This window comes from Comamonas sp. MYb69, from assembly GCF_037479315.1.
In the GTDB taxonomy this organism is placed as follows: domain Bacteria; phylum Pseudomonadota; class Gammaproteobacteria; order Burkholderiales; family Burkholderiaceae_C; genus Comamonas.
This window is the reverse complement of sequence record NZ_JBBGZG010000003.1, coordinates 379,958-396,198: the sequence shown is the minus strand read 5'-3', so window position 1 is coordinate 396,198 and position 16,241 is coordinate 379,958. Positions and strand designations below refer to the sequence as shown.

At 66.6% G+C, this 16,241-nt stretch carries 16 protein-coding genes; 9 read left to right on the top strand and 7 right to left on the bottom strand.

The features are described 5' to 3' along the window. Position 1: 1 nt before the first annotated feature. The gene (locus WH303_RS06050) at positions 2 to 394 is read left to right on the top strand and encodes a hypothetical protein (RefSeq protein ID WP_339517398.1); all 393 of its coding nucleotides are present in this window, start codon (positions 2 to 4) and stop codon (positions 392 to 394) included. A gap of 21 nt (positions 395 to 415) precedes the next feature. Here the strand turns inward: WH303_RS06050 and WH303_RS06045 are convergent, their stop codons facing one another. After that, positions 416 to 1,090, bottom strand: a complete 675-nt coding sequence (locus tag WH303_RS06045; RefSeq protein ID WP_339517397.1) for a YitT family protein — start codon at positions 1,088 to 1,090, stop codon at positions 416 to 418. 162 nt (positions 1,091 to 1,252) lie between these two features. Beyond that, the gene (locus WH303_RS06040) at positions 1,253 to 1,747 is read right to left on the bottom strand and encodes a hypothetical protein (RefSeq protein ID WP_021026490.1); all 495 of its coding nucleotides are present in this window, start codon (positions 1,745 to 1,747) and stop codon (positions 1,253 to 1,255) included. Between the two features lie 44 nt (positions 1,748 to 1,791). Between WH303_RS06040 and WH303_RS06035 the strand changes: the two genes are divergently transcribed. The 3 genes from WH303_RS06035 to WH303_RS06025 all read left to right on the top strand — a co-directional run bounded on the left by WH303_RS06035 (position 1,792) and on the right by WH303_RS06025 (position 3,359). Continuing rightward, positions 1,792 to 1,998, top strand: a complete 207-nt coding sequence (locus tag WH303_RS06035; RefSeq protein ID WP_021026491.1) for a DUF3460 family protein — start codon at positions 1,792 to 1,794, stop codon at positions 1,996 to 1,998. Between the two features lie 64 nt (positions 1,999 to 2,062). Continuing rightward, positions 2,063 to 2,926, top strand: a complete 864-nt coding sequence (locus WH303_RS06030; RefSeq protein WP_445228261.1) for a segregation and condensation protein A — start codon at positions 2,063 to 2,065, stop codon at positions 2,924 to 2,926. A gap of 70 nt (positions 2,927 to 2,996) precedes the next feature. Beyond that, positions 2,997 to 3,359 (top strand): 5-carboxymethyl-2-hydroxymuconate Delta-isomerase, encoded by a 363-nt coding sequence (locus WH303_RS06025; RefSeq protein WP_021026493.1) that lies wholly within the window; start codon positions 2,997 to 2,999, stop codon positions 3,357 to 3,359. 122 nt (positions 3,360 to 3,481) lie between these two features. Here WH303_RS06025 and WH303_RS06020 read toward each other — a convergent pair whose 3' ends face one another. After that, positions 3,482 to 5,050 carry a TerC family protein gene (locus tag WH303_RS06020; RefSeq protein ID WP_339517460.1) on the bottom strand — a complete coding sequence of 523 codons (1,569 nt, stop codon included), beginning with the start codon at positions 5,048 to 5,050 and terminating at the stop codon, positions 3,482 to 3,484. 243 nt (positions 5,051 to 5,293) lie between these two features. Between WH303_RS06020 and WH303_RS06015 the strand changes: the two genes are divergently transcribed. After that, complete coding sequence (locus WH303_RS06015; RefSeq protein WP_339517393.1) at positions 5,294 to 5,575, top strand: hypothetical protein; 282 nt, start codon at positions 5,294 to 5,296, stop codon at positions 5,573 to 5,575. A 2-nt stretch (positions 5,576 to 5,577) separates the two neighbouring features. Here WH303_RS06015 and WH303_RS06010 read toward each other — a convergent pair whose 3' ends face one another. Next, positions 5,578 to 7,422: a chorismate-binding protein gene (locus WH303_RS06010; RefSeq protein ID WP_339517391.1), complete on the bottom strand. Its 1,845-nt coding sequence runs from the start codon at positions 7,420 to 7,422 to the stop codon at positions 5,578 to 5,580. Positions 7,423 to 7,473: 51 nt separating this feature from the next. Here WH303_RS06010 and WH303_RS06005 point away from each other — a divergent pair, with 51 nt between their 5' ends. Together WH303_RS06005 and WH303_RS06000 are read left to right on the top strand one after the other, a co-directional pair. Next, positions 7,474 to 8,130, top strand: coding sequence for a tRNA-uridine aminocarboxypropyltransferase (locus WH303_RS06005; protein WP_339517390.1), 657 nt, complete (start codon positions 7,474 to 7,476; stop codon positions 8,128 to 8,130). A gap of 108 nt (positions 8,131 to 8,238) precedes the next feature. Continuing rightward, a complete protein-coding gene (locus WH303_RS06000) occupies positions 8,239 to 9,768 on the top strand; it encodes a M20/M25/M40 family metallo-hydrolase (protein WP_339517388.1) in 1,530 nt (509 codons plus the stop codon). 66 nt (positions 9,769 to 9,834) lie between these two features. Here WH303_RS06000 and WH303_RS05995 read toward each other — a convergent pair whose 3' ends face one another. Together WH303_RS05995 and WH303_RS05990 are read right to left on the bottom strand one after the other, a co-directional pair. Continuing rightward, positions 9,835 to 10,896 (bottom strand): purine-nucleoside phosphorylase, encoded by a 1,062-nt coding sequence (locus tag WH303_RS05995; protein WP_339517386.1) that lies wholly within the window; start codon positions 10,894 to 10,896, stop codon positions 9,835 to 9,837. A gap of 43 nt (positions 10,897 to 10,939) precedes the next feature. Continuing rightward, positions 10,940 to 11,929, bottom strand: coding sequence for a LysR family transcriptional regulator (locus WH303_RS05990; RefSeq protein WP_339517384.1), 990 nt, complete (start codon positions 11,927 to 11,929; stop codon positions 10,940 to 10,942). A gap of 133 nt (positions 11,930 to 12,062) precedes the next feature. Between WH303_RS05990 and lysA the strand changes: the two genes are divergently transcribed. After that, positions 12,063 to 13,313, top strand: coding sequence for a diaminopimelate decarboxylase (gene lysA / locus WH303_RS05985; protein ID WP_339517382.1), 1,251 nt, complete (start codon positions 12,063 to 12,065; stop codon positions 13,311 to 13,313). Here the strand turns inward: lysA and WH303_RS05980 are convergent, their stop codons facing one another. Further along, positions 13,314 to 14,723 carry an aminotransferase-like domain-containing protein gene (locus WH303_RS05980; RefSeq protein ID WP_339517380.1) on the bottom strand — a complete coding sequence of 470 codons (1,410 nt, stop codon included), beginning with the start codon at positions 14,721 to 14,723 and terminating at the stop codon, positions 13,314 to 13,316. Between the two features lie 143 nt (positions 14,724 to 14,866). Here WH303_RS05980 and WH303_RS05975 point away from each other — a divergent pair, with 143 nt between their 5' ends. Continuing rightward, on the top strand, positions 14,867 to 16,153 hold the full coding sequence (locus WH303_RS05975) for a hydroxymethylglutaryl-CoA reductase, degradative (RefSeq protein ID WP_339517379.1): 1,287 nt from the start codon (positions 14,867 to 14,869) through the stop codon (positions 16,151 to 16,153). The last annotated feature ends 88 nt before the right edge of the window (positions 16,154 to 16,241 follow it).

The window sequence follows — 16,241 nt, the reverse complement described above, 5'->3', positions numbered from 1 at the left end:
CATGGCCGCTGACCGCCGCCTCTTGAAGCCCCTGCGCTCCGTAGCCGCAGGGGCTTTTTACTGTACCTGCGCATCGCTGCTGGGCGGCTGCAGTGTGGTGACCGTGGGCGCCGCCGCCGTCAGCGTGACCGCGACTGCCGTGGGGCTGGTGGCCGATGCAGCGGTGGGCACGGCCAAGGTGGTGGGCAAAGGCGTGGGCAAGGCCTATGACATGGCCACCGGCGAGGAGCAGGACAACAGCGGTATTACCGTGCGCTACCGCGAGCCCCGGCCGGGCGAGACCTTCCCGCCGCAGCAGCCCAGCGAGCCAATGCAAGCGGCAACGCCAAGCCAGCCAGTGCCGCCAGCCAGGCCTGCAGCGGCGCCGGAAAACGCCATCCCCAGCGGTCCCTGAAGCGCAGCGGCATTTCAGCGATCAGTTGCCGGCGTAGCGCCCAGGACGGTGGCTGATCCACAAAAACACGCTCATGACGACGGCAGCCAGTACCGAGTAGGCCACACGCTCGAATGGTACGACCCACAGCGCCAGCAGCACCACCGTGCAGTCGATGACCATCTGCACCTTGCCGGCGCGGATGCCATAGCGGTCCTGCAGGTAGAGCGACACAATGGTGGCGCCGCCCAGGCTGGAGCGGTGGCGCGCCAGAAAGAGGCAGCCGGTGCCCATCAACAGGCCTCCGGCAATCGCGGCATACAGCGGGTTCAGGTAATCGATATGGATAAAGCGCGGCCCGATATCGACCAGCAGCGCCAGCATGGCCACCGAGACAAAGGTCTTGATCGTGAACTCCGGCCCCATGCGCGTCCAGGCGAACCAGTAAAACGGCAGATTGATCGCATAGAAAATCGCGCCAAACGGCAGGCCAGTGGCGTAGTGCAGCAAGAACGCCAAACCTGCGGTACTGCCCGTCAGCAGCCCGGCCTGCGCAAACAGCCCCAGGGTGATCGACACAAACAGCGAGCCGGTGAACAGCGCCTGTGCATCTTCAAAGCGGCCATGCCGCAGCGCAGGGCCGAGCGACGCAGGTGCAGCAGCGACGGGGCCAGGCAGGGCCGTGGGGCCGTCAGGGCGGGATAGCGGTGAGGACATGTCGGGTTGACAGCAAGTTTCATGCCCGCGCAAGGGTGGTGCGCGGGGCTGCCTGGCATGGGTGATGCTAGGTATAAACCCGAATTTTAAAGAGTTTCAGCCGGTTACTGTTAGGCATATCCGCAACAGTTTAGGGCCGATACCGCCCCTCCCAGTCTGCGCTCAGCGGCTATTCACCACCTGGGTGCTGTTGCTGCGCAGCACCTTGCCCTGGGCGTCGAACACCACGGTGAACAGCATCTTGGTGCTGGGCGGATCGATCCAGCCCCAGTCCCATTCGGCCTCGTTCTTCAGCGGATAGCTGGTGCGCTTGGCCGGCTGGCCCAGCAGGCGGCGGATCTGCTGCTGGTCCATGCCCGGCTGCACCTTGGCAAAGTAGGCGGGCGCCAGCACCTGGCGCAGCGCGCTCATCTTGCCGTCGGTGCCAATGGTGATCATGTAGTTCTGCGCACCGGCGGGCTGGCGGGTGTACTCCAGCGTGTGCGAACCATCGGCCTCGTCCCAGATCTGGTTGGGCTCGCCAAAGCGGTCGCGCACGTCCTGCTCGGTGGAGACATGTTCTTCCAGTTCCTTGATGCGCTGCTGGTCGCAGCCCGCCAAAAACACGGAAACGGCCAGCGCAGAGGCGGCGATTGCAAGCTTGGTGACGAAGGACATGGTCAGGTTCGGTAGAATCCAGGCACAAGAGGTAAATATACGCTATGTCTTTCTTCCGCCGCCCCGACTACCAATCCGACACCACCCAGTTCCTGCTCAAGCTCAAGGCCGACAAGCCCGAGCTCGAACAAGGCCAGCGCGAAGGCCGCGCCCTGCTCTGGGACAAGGATCTGGACCGACAGCAGCAAGCCGAGTACCAAACCGCACGTGTGGCGCAAAAGCCCTACGTGTACCAAACCAACCACGATTGATCGCCCTGCCCGCTGCCGGCCGCCTGGCCTCGTAGCGGCTTTCGATCCCGCATAGCCCCCGCGCATGGCAACACCCGGCAACCTGACCCAGGCTGAGGACGGCGCGCGCCCCGCCGCTGGGGCTGCCGCCATGCCCGAGGTGGTGGACCAGGTCGCGCTCGCGCGGCTCTACGGCGAGCCGCTGTTTGCGATGCCGACGGATCTGTACATCCCGCCCGATGCGCTCGAGGTGTTTCTGGAGGCTTTTGAAGGCCCGCTGGACTTGCTGCTCTACCTGATCCGCAAGCAGAACTTCAATATCCTCGACATCCCGATGCTGAGCGTCACGCGCCAGTACCTGAGCTATGTCGACGAGATCCGCAGCCGCAACCTGGAGCTGGCCGCTGAATACCTGCTGATGGCCGCGATGCTGATCGAGATCAAGTCGCGCATGCTGCTGCCGCCCAAAAAGCAGGCCGAGGGCGAAGAGGCCGAAGACCCGCGTGCCGAGCTGGTGCGCCGCCTGCTGGAGTACGAGCAGATGAAGCTGGCCGCCCAGGGCCTGGGTGCCGTGCCGCAGTACGGGCGCGACTTCATCAAGGCCCAGGTCTTTATCGAGCAGGCGCTGCAGCCGCGCTTTCCCGATGTGGAGATGTCCGAGCTGCAGGAGGCCTGGCGCGACATCCTCAAACGCGCCAAGCTGGTGCAGACCCACAAGATCACCCGCGAAGAGCTCTCGGTGCGCGAGTACATGAGCGCCATCCTCAAGCGCCTGCAAGGCCGGCGCTTTGTCGAGTTCGAGGACATCTTCGAGCCGGAAAAAGGCAGCACCGTGCTGGTCGTCACCTTTATCGCGCTGCTGGAGCTGGCCAAGGAAACGCTGATCGAGATCACCCAGGCCGAAGCCTTTGCGCCCATCTATGTGCGGCTGTCCTATACGCCCGTCTAGCTTGGCAGGATCGGACCGAGCCGCTGCCCAAGCCCCTTTTCACTGCCCTTTATTCCATCGGAGACACACCATGCCGCATCTCGTCATCGAATACACCAGCAACCTGGAGAACTTCCCCGAGGCCCATCTGCTCGATGCCCTCAACGCCGCCGTCATCGCCAGCGGCCAGGTGCAAAACGAGCAGGACCTCAAGAGCCGCACCGTGCGCACCGAGCAGTTCGTCATTGGCGCCGACCCCACCGCCCTGCGCGGCTTTGTGCATGCCGAGCTGCGCCTGCTGGCCGGCCGTACGCCCGAGGCCAAGCGTGACCTGTCCGACCGCATCGGCGCGGTGCTGCGCGAGTTCACGCCCCACCCCGAAGGCATGCTGGTGCAGCTGAGCGTGGACATTGTCGACATGGACCGGGGCGCGTACTACAAGGGTTCGCTGTAAAGCACAACGCTTGGCCGCGATGCGTTCGCGGCACCGTCAGGACAAAGGCCTGCCGTCTCTTGCGAGAGGGCAGGCCTTTTTCATGCAGCGGGCGGCACCAGAGGCCGCCGCCCACCCAGGGGTCAGTGCTCCAAAGTCGCCTGGCCCCTGCCGTCCTTCTCGATACGGATCTTGCGCATCACGCCATCGGTGGCCTCGGTGACGGCGAACTGCCAGCCATCAATCACCACCACATCGCCTTGCTGGGGCAGCGCACCGTTGAACTCGGTGAGCAGGCCGCCCAAGGTCGTGAAGGCATCGGCCGATGACACCAGCTCATTGGAGCCCAGCAGCTGCTGCACCATGTGCACATCGGCCGCGCCGCTGGCGATCCAGGTGTCGGCCTCGCCCTCCACCGCCTGGATCGTGAAGCTCTCGTCCTCGTCGGGGAACTCACCGGCAATCGCCTCGAGCACATCGACGGGCGTCACCACGCCGCTCATCACATGGTACTCATTGATCACGATGACCATATGGCCCTTGGACTGGCGCAGGTCGTTGATCAGCGCGATCACGCCAGCGCCCTCGGGCACCATCAGCGGCTTGCGGATGGTGGCGGGCTGAATGGCGCCATGCTGCATCAGGTCCATCAGCATGTCCTTGGCGCGCGCCACACCCTGGAGCTGGTCCACATGGCCCATGCATACCGGCAAGTGGCTGTGCGGGTTGTCGTTGAGCGAGCGCTGGATGGCCTCGGCATCGTCGCTCAGGTCCACCCAGTCCACATCCGAGACGGGCGTCATGATCGAGCGCACCTTGCGGTCGCCCAGCGACAGCACGCCGCTCACCATGATGCGCTCTTCCGGCGCAAAGGTCAGTTCGGCCTCGGCGGCGCTCGGATCATCTTGCGCATGCTCGGCCTGAGCGTTGCCGCTGCGGCCCGCCATCAAGGACAGCACCTTCATCGCCGTGCGCTCGCGCATCGGCACGCGCTGCTCATGGCGGATCGCGTTGCGCGAGGACACCTGGTTGAAGGTCTCGATCAGGATCGAGAAACCAATGGCGGCGTACAGATAGCCCTTGGGCACATGGAAGCCCAGGCCTTCGGCCACCAGGCTGAAGCCGATCATCAGCAGGAAGCTCAGGCAGAGGATGACGATGGTCGGGTGCGCATTGACAAAGCGGGTCAGCGGCTTGGAGGCAAACAGCATCACACCGATCGAGATGATGACGGCCGCCATCATCACGCCCAGGTTGTTGACCATGCCGACGGCCGTGATCACCGCATCGAGCGAGAAGACCGCATCGAGCACCACGATCTGCGCGACCACGGCCGAGAAGCTGGCGTAGACCGTGCTGTTCGACTTGCTCATGCTCACGCCTTCCATGCGCTCATGCAGCTCGGTCGTGGCCTTGAACAGCAGGAACAGTCCGCCCAGCAGCAAAATGAGGTCGCGCCCCGAAAAACTGAGCGGCCCGACGGAAAACAGCGGTTGTGTGAGCGTCACCAGCCAGGAGATGGCGGTCAGCAGCCCCAGGCGCATCACCAGGGCCAGCGACAGGCCGATGACACGTGCCCGGTCCCGCTGGTGTGGAGGCAACTTGTCGGCCAGGATCGCGATAAAGATGAGATTGTCGATGCCCAGAACGATTTCGAGCACCACCAAGGTGACGAGACCAATCCATATCTGCGGGTCGGAGAGCAGCTCGATCATGCGGCGCTCCCTTCAAGGGGCAGAGACACCGTCAGCGGTGTACTGGGGCTAGAACGAAAGGACAGCGACAGCGTGGTCGCGCAAGGGAGAGGCTCAGGGTCCGGGTTGTCGGGCATAAAATCCGAAGGGTTGCTAAACAGCCTCCATCCTAACGTGCAGCACAAAAACCCCTGGACTCTGGCCCATTCGTCACGGTAGCGGCATGCTGCACAAGCCCTCTATCTTGAACGCACAGCCCTTATGCCCTCTTCTTTGACCGATGAAGATTTGCTCGCGATGGAACATCGCTTGGCAGCCACGCAAGCAGCGCCATGGACTTCTTATGTTGAAGGTCGCGACCATACATGCGGTTCCGACTTTATCCAAACCGGTGAAGGTGCCGCCCGAGGCGAAGACATCGAACTGAGCGGCGCGACCGTTGCGGACCAGGATTTCATCGCCGCTGCGCGGCAAGACATGCCGCGCCTCTTGGCCGAGGTTCGAGCGCTGAGAAAACGGCTGGCGTCTTCCCGCCTGCAATAAGCCTATGGGCCGGCGTCAGGCTGCGGCCAGACCGGCACCGCACCCTTTACCTGTGCCGGAATCCAGCCGCGCAGGCTGTTGAGAAAAGCCCAGGCCTGCACACGCGGCACATCGCTCAACGTCACAACGCCTTCCACCACCTGACCCGCCTGCAGCGCCAGGCGGCGCCCCACACCGGGCAGCAGGCCGCAATGCAGCGCGGGGGTGATCCAGCGGCCATCGATCTGCATGGCGATATTGCCCCGGGTGGTCTCGGTGATCTCGCCGGCCTCGTTCCACAGCAGGGTGTCGAACACGCTGCTGTCCTGCGGCGCCCAGCGCTCGTAGTGCGCGCGGCGGCTGGTTTTGAAGCGAACAAACTCGCCATGGGCCTCGGCCAGCGGCGCGGGCGCCCATTGCAGCGCCACCTGCGCGGGCGATGGCGGGCAGGCAAAGGCCTCGGCCTGGAACCTGCCCTCCGCATCGAGCAGCAAGCGCAGCCGCCACAGGCCTTGCGGGTGGGATGCAGCCAGGCCGTCCAAAGCCGCTTGCGCGGCCGCCCCATCCCAGCGGTAGCCAAAATGCGCGGCCGCAGCGGCCATGCGCTCCAGGTGCAGCGCGGCATGGCGCAGCTGGCCACCGTCCAGCGCCAAGGTCTCGATCAGCCCAAAGGGCATGCTGGCCCGCTCCAGAAAGGCACGTTTGTGCATCCATTCGCGCCACTCACCGTCAGCCGTGGCATCGGCGGTGATGCCGCTGCCAATGCCGCATTGCAGCTGCCGGCCACGCAAGGCCACGGTGCGGATGGGGACGTTGAAGGTGGCGCGTATGCCCCCTGCGCCATCGGAGCGCACCACGCCCAGCGCGCCGCAGTACCAGCCGCGCGGCCCAAGTTCCAACTCGGCAATCGCCTGCATGGCCGCCCGCTTGGGCGCGCCGGTGACCGAGCCGCAGGGAAACAAGGCCTGCAGCACATCGGCCAGGCCCGTGCCCTGGGGCAGGCGGGCGCGCACGTCCGAGGTCATCTGCCAGACGGTGGGAAGGGCCTGCAGCGCAAACAGCTGGGGCACCTGCACACTGCCCAGCTCGGCGATGCGCGCCAGGTCATTGCGCAGCAGGTCGACCACCATCACGTTCTCGGCCCGCTCCTTGGCCGACGCGCGCAAGGCCTGGGCCTGGGCCTCGTCCTGCGCAGGGCTGCTGCCCCTTGCGGCCGTGCCCTTCATCGGACGGGTGAGGATGTCGCCGGCGCCAGCCACTGGCTGCTGCCAGTCAAAAAACAGCTCGGGCGATACCGACAGCAGCTGCTCCTCGCCCCGGTCGATATGCAGCGCATAGCCGCCGGGCTGGGCCTGCTGCAGCGCGGCAAACAGCGCGGCGCCATCTACGTTGCCGCCGCCAGGCAAGGCGCTGTGGCCTTGCAGCTGCTGGGTGTAGTTGATCTGGTAGTAAGCACCGCTGCGGATATCGGTATGGATGCGCGCCATCTGCGTATCGAACTGCGGGCGGGCGAGCGTGCTGCGCCACTGCACTTGCACGGCAGGCGTCTCTGCCTCAGGCAGCTGCGCGATGTCAGCAGCTGGCGCGTCCCATACCGCAAACCAGGCCAGGGGCTCGCCGCTGGGTGCTGCCTGTGTCGGCAAATAGGGGTTCAGCGCCGTGGCGGCCTCATAGCGCAGGCCTCCGACGCAGCAGGCGCCCGCGCGGGCGGCCTGCTCCACGGCATCCAGCAACGCCCGCAACGATGGCGCATCCTGCGCCTCCAGCACCCGGTCGGGACCCGTCAGGTTCAGGCGCAGGCGCTCCCGTTCGCCAGACAAAGGCTGGCCCATGTCGATGCGGGCAGAAAAGGGCTTGTGCGCTGTCATAGGGGCGCCAGCATAGCGGCCTGGCCTTGTCCTTGCAGCACAATAGCCATCTTGTCCGCTTCTCACGCCACACCCGTGCTCTCCGCCCCGCGCCGCGCCCAATGCCCCAACTGCCTGCGTCCGCAAAGCGCCTGCATCTGCGCGCTGGCGCAGCCGCTGCAGGCTGCCACCCAGGTGCTGATCCTGCAGCACCCGCTGGAGCTGCAAGAGGCCAAGGGCACCGCGCGCCTGCTGCAGCTGTGCCTGCCAGGCAGCCAGCTGGTGGTGGGCGAGGCCTTTGACCCTGGGCAGCTGCAGCAATGGCTGCATGGCCCCTGGCCGGGTGCCGAGGCAGCGCAGCAAACGCTGCTGCTCTACCCCCAGACGCCCGACCAGCCCGCCGCCTTGACGGCGCTGGCGGGCAGCGATACGCCAGTGGGCGTTCGGCGCCTGGTACTGATCGATGGCACCTGGCGCAAAAGCCGCAAGATGCTTTACGCCAACCCGCTGCTGGCCCAGCTGCCCCGCCTGGCGCTGACGGACACCGGCCCGGCCGGCTACCGCATCCGCAAGGCACCACGCGCGGGCCAATTGTCGACCCTGGAGGCCGCTGCGCTGGCGCTGCAGCAGCTGGAGGCCTGGCCCGATGGCGCACCACCGCTGCAGGCGCTGCAGCAGTCGTTTGACGGCCTGATCGCGCAGTACGAACGCCTGCGTGCGGCACACTGAGCAATTGGCGCCCTGGCGACAATGCGCCCGCCTGCGCGCCCGTGGGTGAGCGCGCACTCGGACATACTCCAGGCCAAGCATTTTTTCTATCCCTGACGGAGCCCTTGCATGAAGTTCTCGACCCTCACCCTGCTCAGCGCCGCGCTGTGCGCCGCCGGCCTGGCCCAGGCCGCTGCCCCCTCCGATGCCGCCGTGCAAAAAGCCAGCAGCGCCAGCCTGCGCGAATGGATCGAGGTGCTGGCGCTGCCCAATGACTCGAATGTGGCGGCCGATATCGAGAAGAATGCGCAGTGGTTCAAGGCGGCGCTGGACAAGCGCGGCTTCCAGACCCAGCTGCTGCCCAACCAGGGCAAGCCCATGGTGCTGGCCACCCTGCCGCCCGTGCCCGGCGCCACCAAGACCGTGCTGTTCTACGCCCATATGGATGGCCAGGCGGTGACGCCTGCCGAATGGCAGCAGGAGAGCCCCTGGAAGCCGGTGCTCAAGGAACGCCAGGCCGATGGCACCTGGAAAGAGATTGCGCTCGACCAGCTCTACGGCGCCCAGCCCAACCCCGAGTGGCGCGTGTTTGGCCGTTCCTCGTCCGATGACAAGGCCCCCATCATCATGCTGATGGCCGCCCTCGACGCGCTGCAGCAGCAGGGCCTGGCGCCCAGCACGAATATCAAGATCCTGCTCGACTCGGAAGAGGAAAAAGGCTCGCCATCGCTGGGCGGCGTCATCAACGCCAACCTGGATGCCTTGAAGGCCGATGCACTGCTGGTGCTCGATGGCCCCATGCATGCCAGCAACCGCCCCACCCTGGTGTTTGGCAACCGGGGCGTGGCCCAGGCCACCTTGACCATCTATGGCCCGAGCCAGGATCTGCACAGCGGCCACTACGGCAACTATGCCGCCAACCCCGCCTTCACGATGGCGCAGCTGCTCGCCTCGATGAAGGCGCCCGATGGCCGCGTGCTCGTCAAGGGCTACTACGACGGCATCAGTTTTGATGCCCCAACGCAGGCCGTGATGCAGGCCGTGCCCGATGACGAAGTCGCACTGCGCAAGCGCCTGGGCATTGCCCAGGCCGAGAAGGTGGGCAACAACTACCAGGAGTCGATGCAGTACCCCTCGCTCAATGTGCGCGGCCTGCAAAGCGCCGATGTAGGCGCCAAGGCCCGCACCGTGGTGCCCGCCCAGGCCATTGCCGAGCTGGACCTGCGCACGGTGCCCGAAACCCCACCCGAGCGCCTGCTGCAGCTGCTCAAGACCCATATTGAAGGCCAGGGCTTCACCCTGATTGACGGCGAGCCCAGCGCCGAGCAGCGCGCCCAGTACCCCAAGCTGGCGAGCCTGAAGATGGGCGGCGTATCGGCCTCGTCCAGCGCCGTGCGCACCGACCTGAACGCCCCCATTGGCGACTGGCTGCGCCAGGGCATGCAGCAGGCCTGGGGCCAGGCCCCTGTGCAGATTCGCATGATGGGCGGCACGGTGCCCACCGGTGCTGCGGTGCAGGCGCTCAAAGTCCCCTTTGTGATCGTGCCCATGGTGAACGCCGACAACAACCAGCACAGCAAGAACGAGAACATGCGCCTGGGCAACTACTTCGATGGCGTCAAGAGCCTGGCATCCATCCTGAGCCAGCCCTGGAAATAAGCCCCAAAAAGGCCCCCCAAACGCATGGGGGCCTGCCGTGCCGGGGCCTATCAGGCCCAACGCTGCTCAGCGCCGCGCTGGCACGCCGTCTTTCCACTGCGGCCAGTCCTTCACCACCGTGTCGACAAAGACACCGCCCACGGCCGCCACATTGGCCACCGTCTCGGCAAAGCCGCCTGCGGTCTCGCCGGGCTTGGGGTCCAGGTGGGCCTGGGTGGTTTCCTGCGGGTTGCCCTGGTCAAAATTGACCGAGCCGCGCAGGCTCAGAATCCGGTCCGTGCCATGGCTGCGCTTGAGCACCAGTGCAATGGCGGCGGCCTCCATCTCGGTGGCGACATAGTCGTCCGCACCGTAGAGCTTGGCGATGTACTGCGCCTCCTTGGACAGACCCGGGCCGTGGAAGAAGGTGTCGCCCGTCATATGCGTGCCCACATGCACGCTGGGCGCCTTGCGCGCGGCCGCATCGGGGTAGCGCATGCGGTAGCGCTGGGCTGCGTCGCTGTCTTGCAGCGGCACGGCGCGGCTCATCGCATAGGCGGCCTGGGTCAGGGCCGGGTTCAGCGCAAAGCGGCGGTAGTCCTCATAGCCCTTGCGCGGCATAAAGACGGGCGCACCCGCCTGGCCCTCTTCCGGCGCCCAGCGGTGGCCCAGGTCGTAGTCGACCAGCCAGCTGCCCCAGGTCACATCGCCAATGGTGCCGCGCGATGGCGGGGTGCCGGCCACGCCGCTGATCACATAGTAGGCCTGGTCAAAATTGAACTGCGGGTTCAGCACGATGGCCTGCATCGAGGCCGAGGCATTGACCTTGCCCATGCCCAGCACGCTGCCGCAAACGCCATCGGCATTGCAGAACACCGGCCCCAGCGCGCCGGGCACCTGGATCGGCCGGGCATCGCGGAAGTAGCGCTCATACCAGTGCTGGAACTCACCAGCCCGGTCGCCGGTGTTGGCACCGATCTCGAACATGGCCGCGACAAACACCTTGACCTGGACCGGTGGCGCGGCCTGGGCCACTCGGGGCGACTGGGGCGGCTGGTTGCCGGTGCTGGCGCAACCGGACAGCAGCGCCAGCAACAGGGCGCTGGCGCACAGCGGCCGGGCGAGAGAGCGAAGCGGGGCACGGGGCATGGGGTATTTCTCCTGGTCAGACCACCGGGATATCAGCGGCATATCAACGCGATCCGGCGTGCTGCGCATTGTAGGTCGGCAGCCCAGCTGCGGCCTGGCCCAGCGCTGTTACCAAGGCATCGACCTCGGGGACCGCTGCCCGGTGCAGCGGCAGCAGCACCTGGGTGCGGAACGGAATCGAAAAGGCCAGCGGCCGCTGCACCAGGCCCTGGCCCAGGCAGGCCTGCGCGGTGAAGGGGTTCACGATCGCCAGGCCCAGGCCGTTTTGCACCATCGCGCAGACCGCCACGGCGCTGTGCGTCTCCAGCAGCATCTGCCGGCCCACACCGGCATCGGCAAACACCTGGTCGATCTGGATGCGGTAGGGATCGCCCTCGGCCAGGCTGATAAAGGCCTGGCCGGCAAAGTCGGCGGGCTGCAGCTTCTTCTTGCGCGCCAGCGGGTGGCCCGCGGGCAGCACGGCCACCTCATCGACCGCCGGCAGCGCCACCGCGCGCGTGCCCGCCGGCGCCTCGCCCTGCTCGGTCAGCCCCAGGTCATAGCGCTGGGCCGCCATCCACTGCTGCAACAGCGGCGCCTCCTGGGTGGCGACGCTGACCGCCACCGGCCCCTGCGCCTGCTGCATGCGCGCCAGCGCCGCCGGCAGCAGCGCATGGCTGAGCGCGGGCATGCTCAGCACACTGATGCGCGCTGCCTGTGGGCGCGACAGTGCAACGGCCCGGTCAATCACCCGGTCCAAGCCCTGCCAGCTGCGCTGCACCTCTTCCCACAGCGCCAAAGCGCGCGCATTGGGTCGCAACCTGCCTTGCACCCGCTCAAACAGCGGGTAGCCCAGCAGCTGCTCCATGCGGGCCAGATCGCGGCTCACCGTCGGCTGGGAGCTGAACAGCAGTCCCGCCGCGCCGGTCACGCCCCCGGCCAGCATGACGGCGCGGAACACCTCGATATGGCGGTGCTGCAGCCGGGGCGCTGAGGGGTTGGGCTCCCGGGAGGGATCGGAAGCAGATGAGACGGGGGCTGGTGAACGGGGCATAGCTGGTAAGCGATACGAGATAGACATATCCATTATGAATGACATGCTGATAAATAAGCATTAGACCAAATACCCCAGCCCAGGCACACTGGCAGCCTGTTTCCTTTGATTCCCTGCCCCTGGCACACCGACTATGAGCAACCCCTTTTCCCCCGATCTGCTGTGGCAGCTGGCCGATGACTTCAACACGCCGCTGTGGGTCTATGACGCCGCCACCATCGGCCGGCGCATTGCCGAGCTGCAGGCATTTGATACGGTGCGCTTTGCCCAGAAGGCCTGCTCCAACATCCATGTGCTGCAGCTGATGCGGGCGCAAGGCGTCAAGGTCGATGCGGTCTCGCGCGGCGAAGTGCTGCGCGCGCTGGCAGCCGGCTACCAGGGCGGCTTTGGCGAGCCCTCCGACATCGTGTTCACCGCCGATGTGATGGACGAGGCCACCTTGGCCACCGTGGTCGAGCACCAGATCCCCGTCAATGCCGGCTCCATCGACATGCTGCACCAGCTGGGCCAGGCCTCGCCCGGCCATGCGGTCTGGCTGCGCATCAACCCCGGCTTTGGCCATGGCCACAGCAACAAGACCAATACCGGCGGCGAGCACAGCAAGCACGGCATCTGGCACAGCGACCTGACGATGGCACTGGCGGTGATCGCCGAGCGCGGCCTGCAGCTGGTGGGCCTGCATATGCACATCGGCTCGGGCGTGGACTACGGCCACCTGCAGGAAGTCTGCGGCGCCATGGTGCAGCTGGTCGAGCGCACCCACGCGGCCGGCCACCGCCTGCAGGCCATCTCGGCCGGCGGCGGCCTGTCCATCCCCTACAAGGACGGCGACGCGACCATCGACACCCAGCACTACTTTGGCCTCTGGGATGCCGCGCGCAAGCAGGCCGAGGCACTGGTGGGCCACCACCTGGGGCTGGAGTTGGAACCCGGCCGTTACCTGGTCGCCGAATCGGGCGTGCTGCTGGGGACGGTGCGCGCCACCAAGGATGCTGGCAGCAACCACTTTGTGCTGGTCGATACCGGCTTCAACGAGCTGATGCGTCCGTCGATGTACGGCAGCTACCACGGCATGCATGTGCAGCGCCGTGGCGCCGGCGTGCTGCCTGCGCAGGGCGAAGCTGTCGTCGCCGGTCCGCTCTGCGAATCGGGGGATGTCTTCACCCAGGGCGAGGCTGGCGTGGTGCTGCCCCGTCCGCTGGGCGATGCGCAGGTGGGCGATCTGCTGGTGATCCACGACACCGGTGCCTACGGTGCATCGATGTCCAGCAACTACAACAGCCGCCCGCTGGCGGCCGAGGTGCTGGTCGACAACGGCCAGGCCCGCCTTATCCGCCGCCGCCAGACGGTCGAAGAGCTGCTGGCGCTGGAGATCGGCCTCTGATCAGCGCAGGGCCGCGCGCCATGGCGCCATTGCCGCGTCCAGGCGCGGCGACTGCATGGCCCCGACATTGCAGCGTGACCAGCGCGAGGTCGCGCTGCTGTCCAGGCTGAACACCCGGCCCGGCGCCATCGTCACCTGCCGGGCCCGCAGTTGCTCGGCCAGTTGCGCGGAATCCTCGCAGCCGGGAAAGGCCGCCCACAGATACAGCGACTGCTCGCTGCGCGCAAACACCTCGCAGCCCTGGCGGTCCATCCATGCCAGCGCCTGCGCCGTTGCCTGGCCCAGACGCCCACGCAGGCGCACCAGGTGCCGCTCGTACTGGCCCTCGCGCAGCATCACATCGACCATGCGCTCGCAGTACTCCGAACCGCTCACATGGATAAGGCTGCGCAGATCGGCCAGGTCGCTGGCCAGATCGGGATGGCAGGCGATAAAGCCCACCCGCAGCGCCGCCGAGAACGACTTGGAAAAGCTGCCGATGTAGATCGTGCGCGCCAGCTGGTCCAGCACCGACAGCCGCGTGGCCGAGGTCGGTTTGAAATCGGCCAGCGGGTCGTTTTCGACGACCAGCATCTGCTGCTGGCCCGCCAGCTGCAAGATGCGCCAGGCCTTGGCGGCGCTCAGGTCCGAGCCCGTGGGGTTGTGCGCCAGGGATTGGGTAAAAAAGAGGCGCGGGCGCTCGGTCTGCAGCAAGTGCTCCAGCGCCTGCACATCCGGGCCATCGGCCTGGCGCGGCACGCCCAACACGCGCGCGCCAGCCAGCTGGAGCTTGCCAAACAGCAGGTAGTAGCCCGGGTCGTCCACCAGCACCGTCGTGCCCGGCGTCACCCAGTGGCGGATAACCAGGTCAAGTGCGTCATTGGCTCCCTGGGTCAGCAGCAGCTGCTGGGGCGTCACCTCCAGGCCAAACATGCCCAGCTTGCGCACCAGGCTGTCCCGCAACGGCGCATAGCCCATGCGGCTGCCGTAGCGGAACAGCGCGCCCAGCCCCGTGCGCACCACTTGGTGGTGGTAGCGGTCCAGCCGCATATCGGCCAGCCAATCCACCGGCGGAAAACCATCGCCCAGCGCCAGCGCATCGGGCTGGGTCTTGAGCTGCTCGCGCATCAGCCAGACCACATCCATCGCGCGCTGCAGCGGCGCGCTGTCCTCGGCCGCAGGCAGCGCTGCCACCGGGCGCTGGGCCAGCACATAAAAGCCTGAACCACGCCGCGCCTCGACCAGGCCGCGCGAGACCAGCAGCTCAAAGGCCGCCACCACGGTGTTCTTGGCATAGCCATGCAGCTGCGCCAAGGCGCGCAGCGACGGCAGCTTGTCACCCGCGCGCAGCACGCCATCGGCCATCTGCCGGCCCAGCATCGCGGCCAGGTTTTCTGCAATCGAGGCCTTGCGGCCAGAGGCGGGTGGCATGGATGTTCCTTGGGGAAAGCCAGGCCCCGATGCTGCAATGCAGCAGCACTGTCCCGGCAAACTGTACCTGTCTAGAAGGGTACAGTTTAGGTAGATTGGTGGCCTTCGTTTCGCATTCCTCAAAAAATCACCAGGAGACACCAATGGCCACCGATTCCCGTCTGCCACAGTTCCGCGCCCTCAGCCCCGCCCAGCGCTGGGATGTCATCGCCAAGGCCTGCCAGCTGAGCGACGAAGACCGCGCGCTGCTGACCCAGCCAGGGGCCCTGCCCACGCATGTGGCTGACGGCATGATCGAAAACGTGATCGGCACCTTTGAGCTGCCGATGGGCGTGGCCGGCAACTTCCAGGTCAATGGCCGCGATGTGCTGGTGCCGTTGGCGGTCGAGGAGCCCTCGATCATCGCGGCGGCCTCGTACATGGCCAAGCTGGCACGCGAGGACGGGGGTTTTCAGACCTCCAGCACCCAGCCGCTGATGCGCGCCCAGGTGCAGATTGTCGGCATCCAGGACCCCTATGGCGTGCGGTTGGCGCTGTACCAGGCGCGCGAACAGATCCTGGCGCTGGCCAACAGCCGCGACAAGGTGCTGATTGGCCTGGGCGGCGGCTGCAAGGACATCGAAGTGCATGTCTTCCCCGACTCGCCCCGAGGCCCCATGGTGGTCATGCACCTGATCGTCGATGTGCGCGATGCGATGGGCGCCAACACCGTCAACACCATGGCCGAATCGGTCTCGCCGCTGGTCGAGCAGATCACTGGCGGCGCGGTGCGGCTGCGCATTCTGTCCAACCTGGCCGATCTGCGCCTGGCCCGCGCCCGCGTGCGCCTGACGCCCCAGACGCTGAAGACCGCAGAGCGCAGTGGCGAGGAAATCATCGAGGGCGTGCTCGACGCCTACACCTTTGCCGCCATCGACCCCTACCGCGCAGCCACCCACAACAAGGGCATCATGAACGGCATCGACCCGGTCATCGTCGCCACCGGCAACGACTGGCGTGCGGTGGAGGCCGGCGCCCATGCCTATGCCAGCCGCAACGGGCGCTACACCTCGCTCACCACCTGGGAGAAAGATGGCAGCGGCGCGCTGGTCGGCACCATCGAGCTGCCGATGCCCGTGGGCCTGGTGGGCGGCGCGACCAAGACGCATCCGCTGGCGCGCCTGGCGCTGAAGATCATGGACGTGAAATCGGCCCAGGAGCTGGGCGAGATTGCCGCGGCCGTCGGCCTGGCGCAAAACCTGGGCGCGCTGCGGGCGCTGGCCACCGAAGGCATCCAGCGCGGCCACATGGCCTTGCATGCCCGCAATATCGCGTTGGTGGCCGGGGCCGTGGGTGCGGAGGTCGACCAGGTCGCCAAGCGCCTGGCCGCCGAGCACGATGTGCGCACCGACCGCGCGCTGGAAGTACTGGCCGAGCTGCGCGCGCGCTGAACCTGATCCAGCGGGGGCCCGCCGGTCACCAAGTTGACTGTGGCCGCCCCGCTGGCATGCCTGGCGCAAAGGGCTTGCGGTACGCTGG

Coding starts and splice junctions, on each gene's coding strand:
- WH303_RS06000 (WP_339517388.1), top strand. CDS start 8,239: ATGAAGTTCTCGACCCTCACCCTGCTCAGCGCCGCGCTGTGCGCCGCC.
- WH303_RS06050 (WP_339517398.1), top strand. CDS start 2: ATGGCCGCTGACCGCCGCCTCTTGAAGCCCCTGCGCTCCGTAGCCGCA.
- WH303_RS06040 (WP_021026490.1), bottom strand. CDS start 1,747: ATGTCCTTCGTCACCAAGCTTGCAATCGCCGCCTCTGCGCTGGCCGTT.
- WH303_RS06045 (WP_339517397.1), bottom strand. CDS start 1,090: ATGTCCTCACCGCTATCCCGCCCTGACGGCCCCACGGCCCTGCCTGGC.
- WH303_RS05995 (WP_339517386.1), bottom strand. CDS start 10,896: ATGCCCCGTGCCCCGCTTCGCTCTCTCGCCCGGCCGCTGTGCGCCAGC.
- WH303_RS06025 (WP_021026493.1), top strand. CDS start 2,997: ATGCCGCATCTCGTCATCGAATACACCAGCAACCTGGAGAACTTCCCC.
- WH303_RS06030 (WP_445228261.1), top strand. CDS start 2,063: ATGGCAACACCCGGCAACCTGACCCAGGCTGAGGACGGCGCGCGCCCC.
- WH303_RS06015 (WP_339517393.1), top strand. CDS start 5,294: ATGCCCTCTTCTTTGACCGATGAAGATTTGCTCGCGATGGAACATCGC.
- WH303_RS05980 (WP_339517380.1), bottom strand. CDS start 14,723: ATGCCACCCGCCTCTGGCCGCAAGGCCTCGATTGCAGAAAACCTGGCC.
- WH303_RS06035 (WP_021026491.1), top strand. CDS start 1,792: ATGTCTTTCTTCCGCCGCCCCGACTACCAATCCGACACCACCCAGTTC.
- lysA (WP_339517382.1), top strand. CDS start 12,063: ATGAGCAACCCCTTTTCCCCCGATCTGCTGTGGCAGCTGGCCGATGAC.
- WH303_RS06010 (WP_339517391.1), bottom strand. CDS start 7,422: ATGACAGCGCACAAGCCCTTTTCTGCCCGCATCGACATGGGCCAGCCT.
- WH303_RS05990 (WP_339517384.1), bottom strand. CDS start 11,929: ATGCCCCGTTCACCAGCCCCCGTCTCATCTGCTTCCGATCCCTCCCGG.
- WH303_RS05975 (WP_339517379.1), top strand. CDS start 14,867: ATGGCCACCGATTCCCGTCTGCCACAGTTCCGCGCCCTCAGCCCCGCC.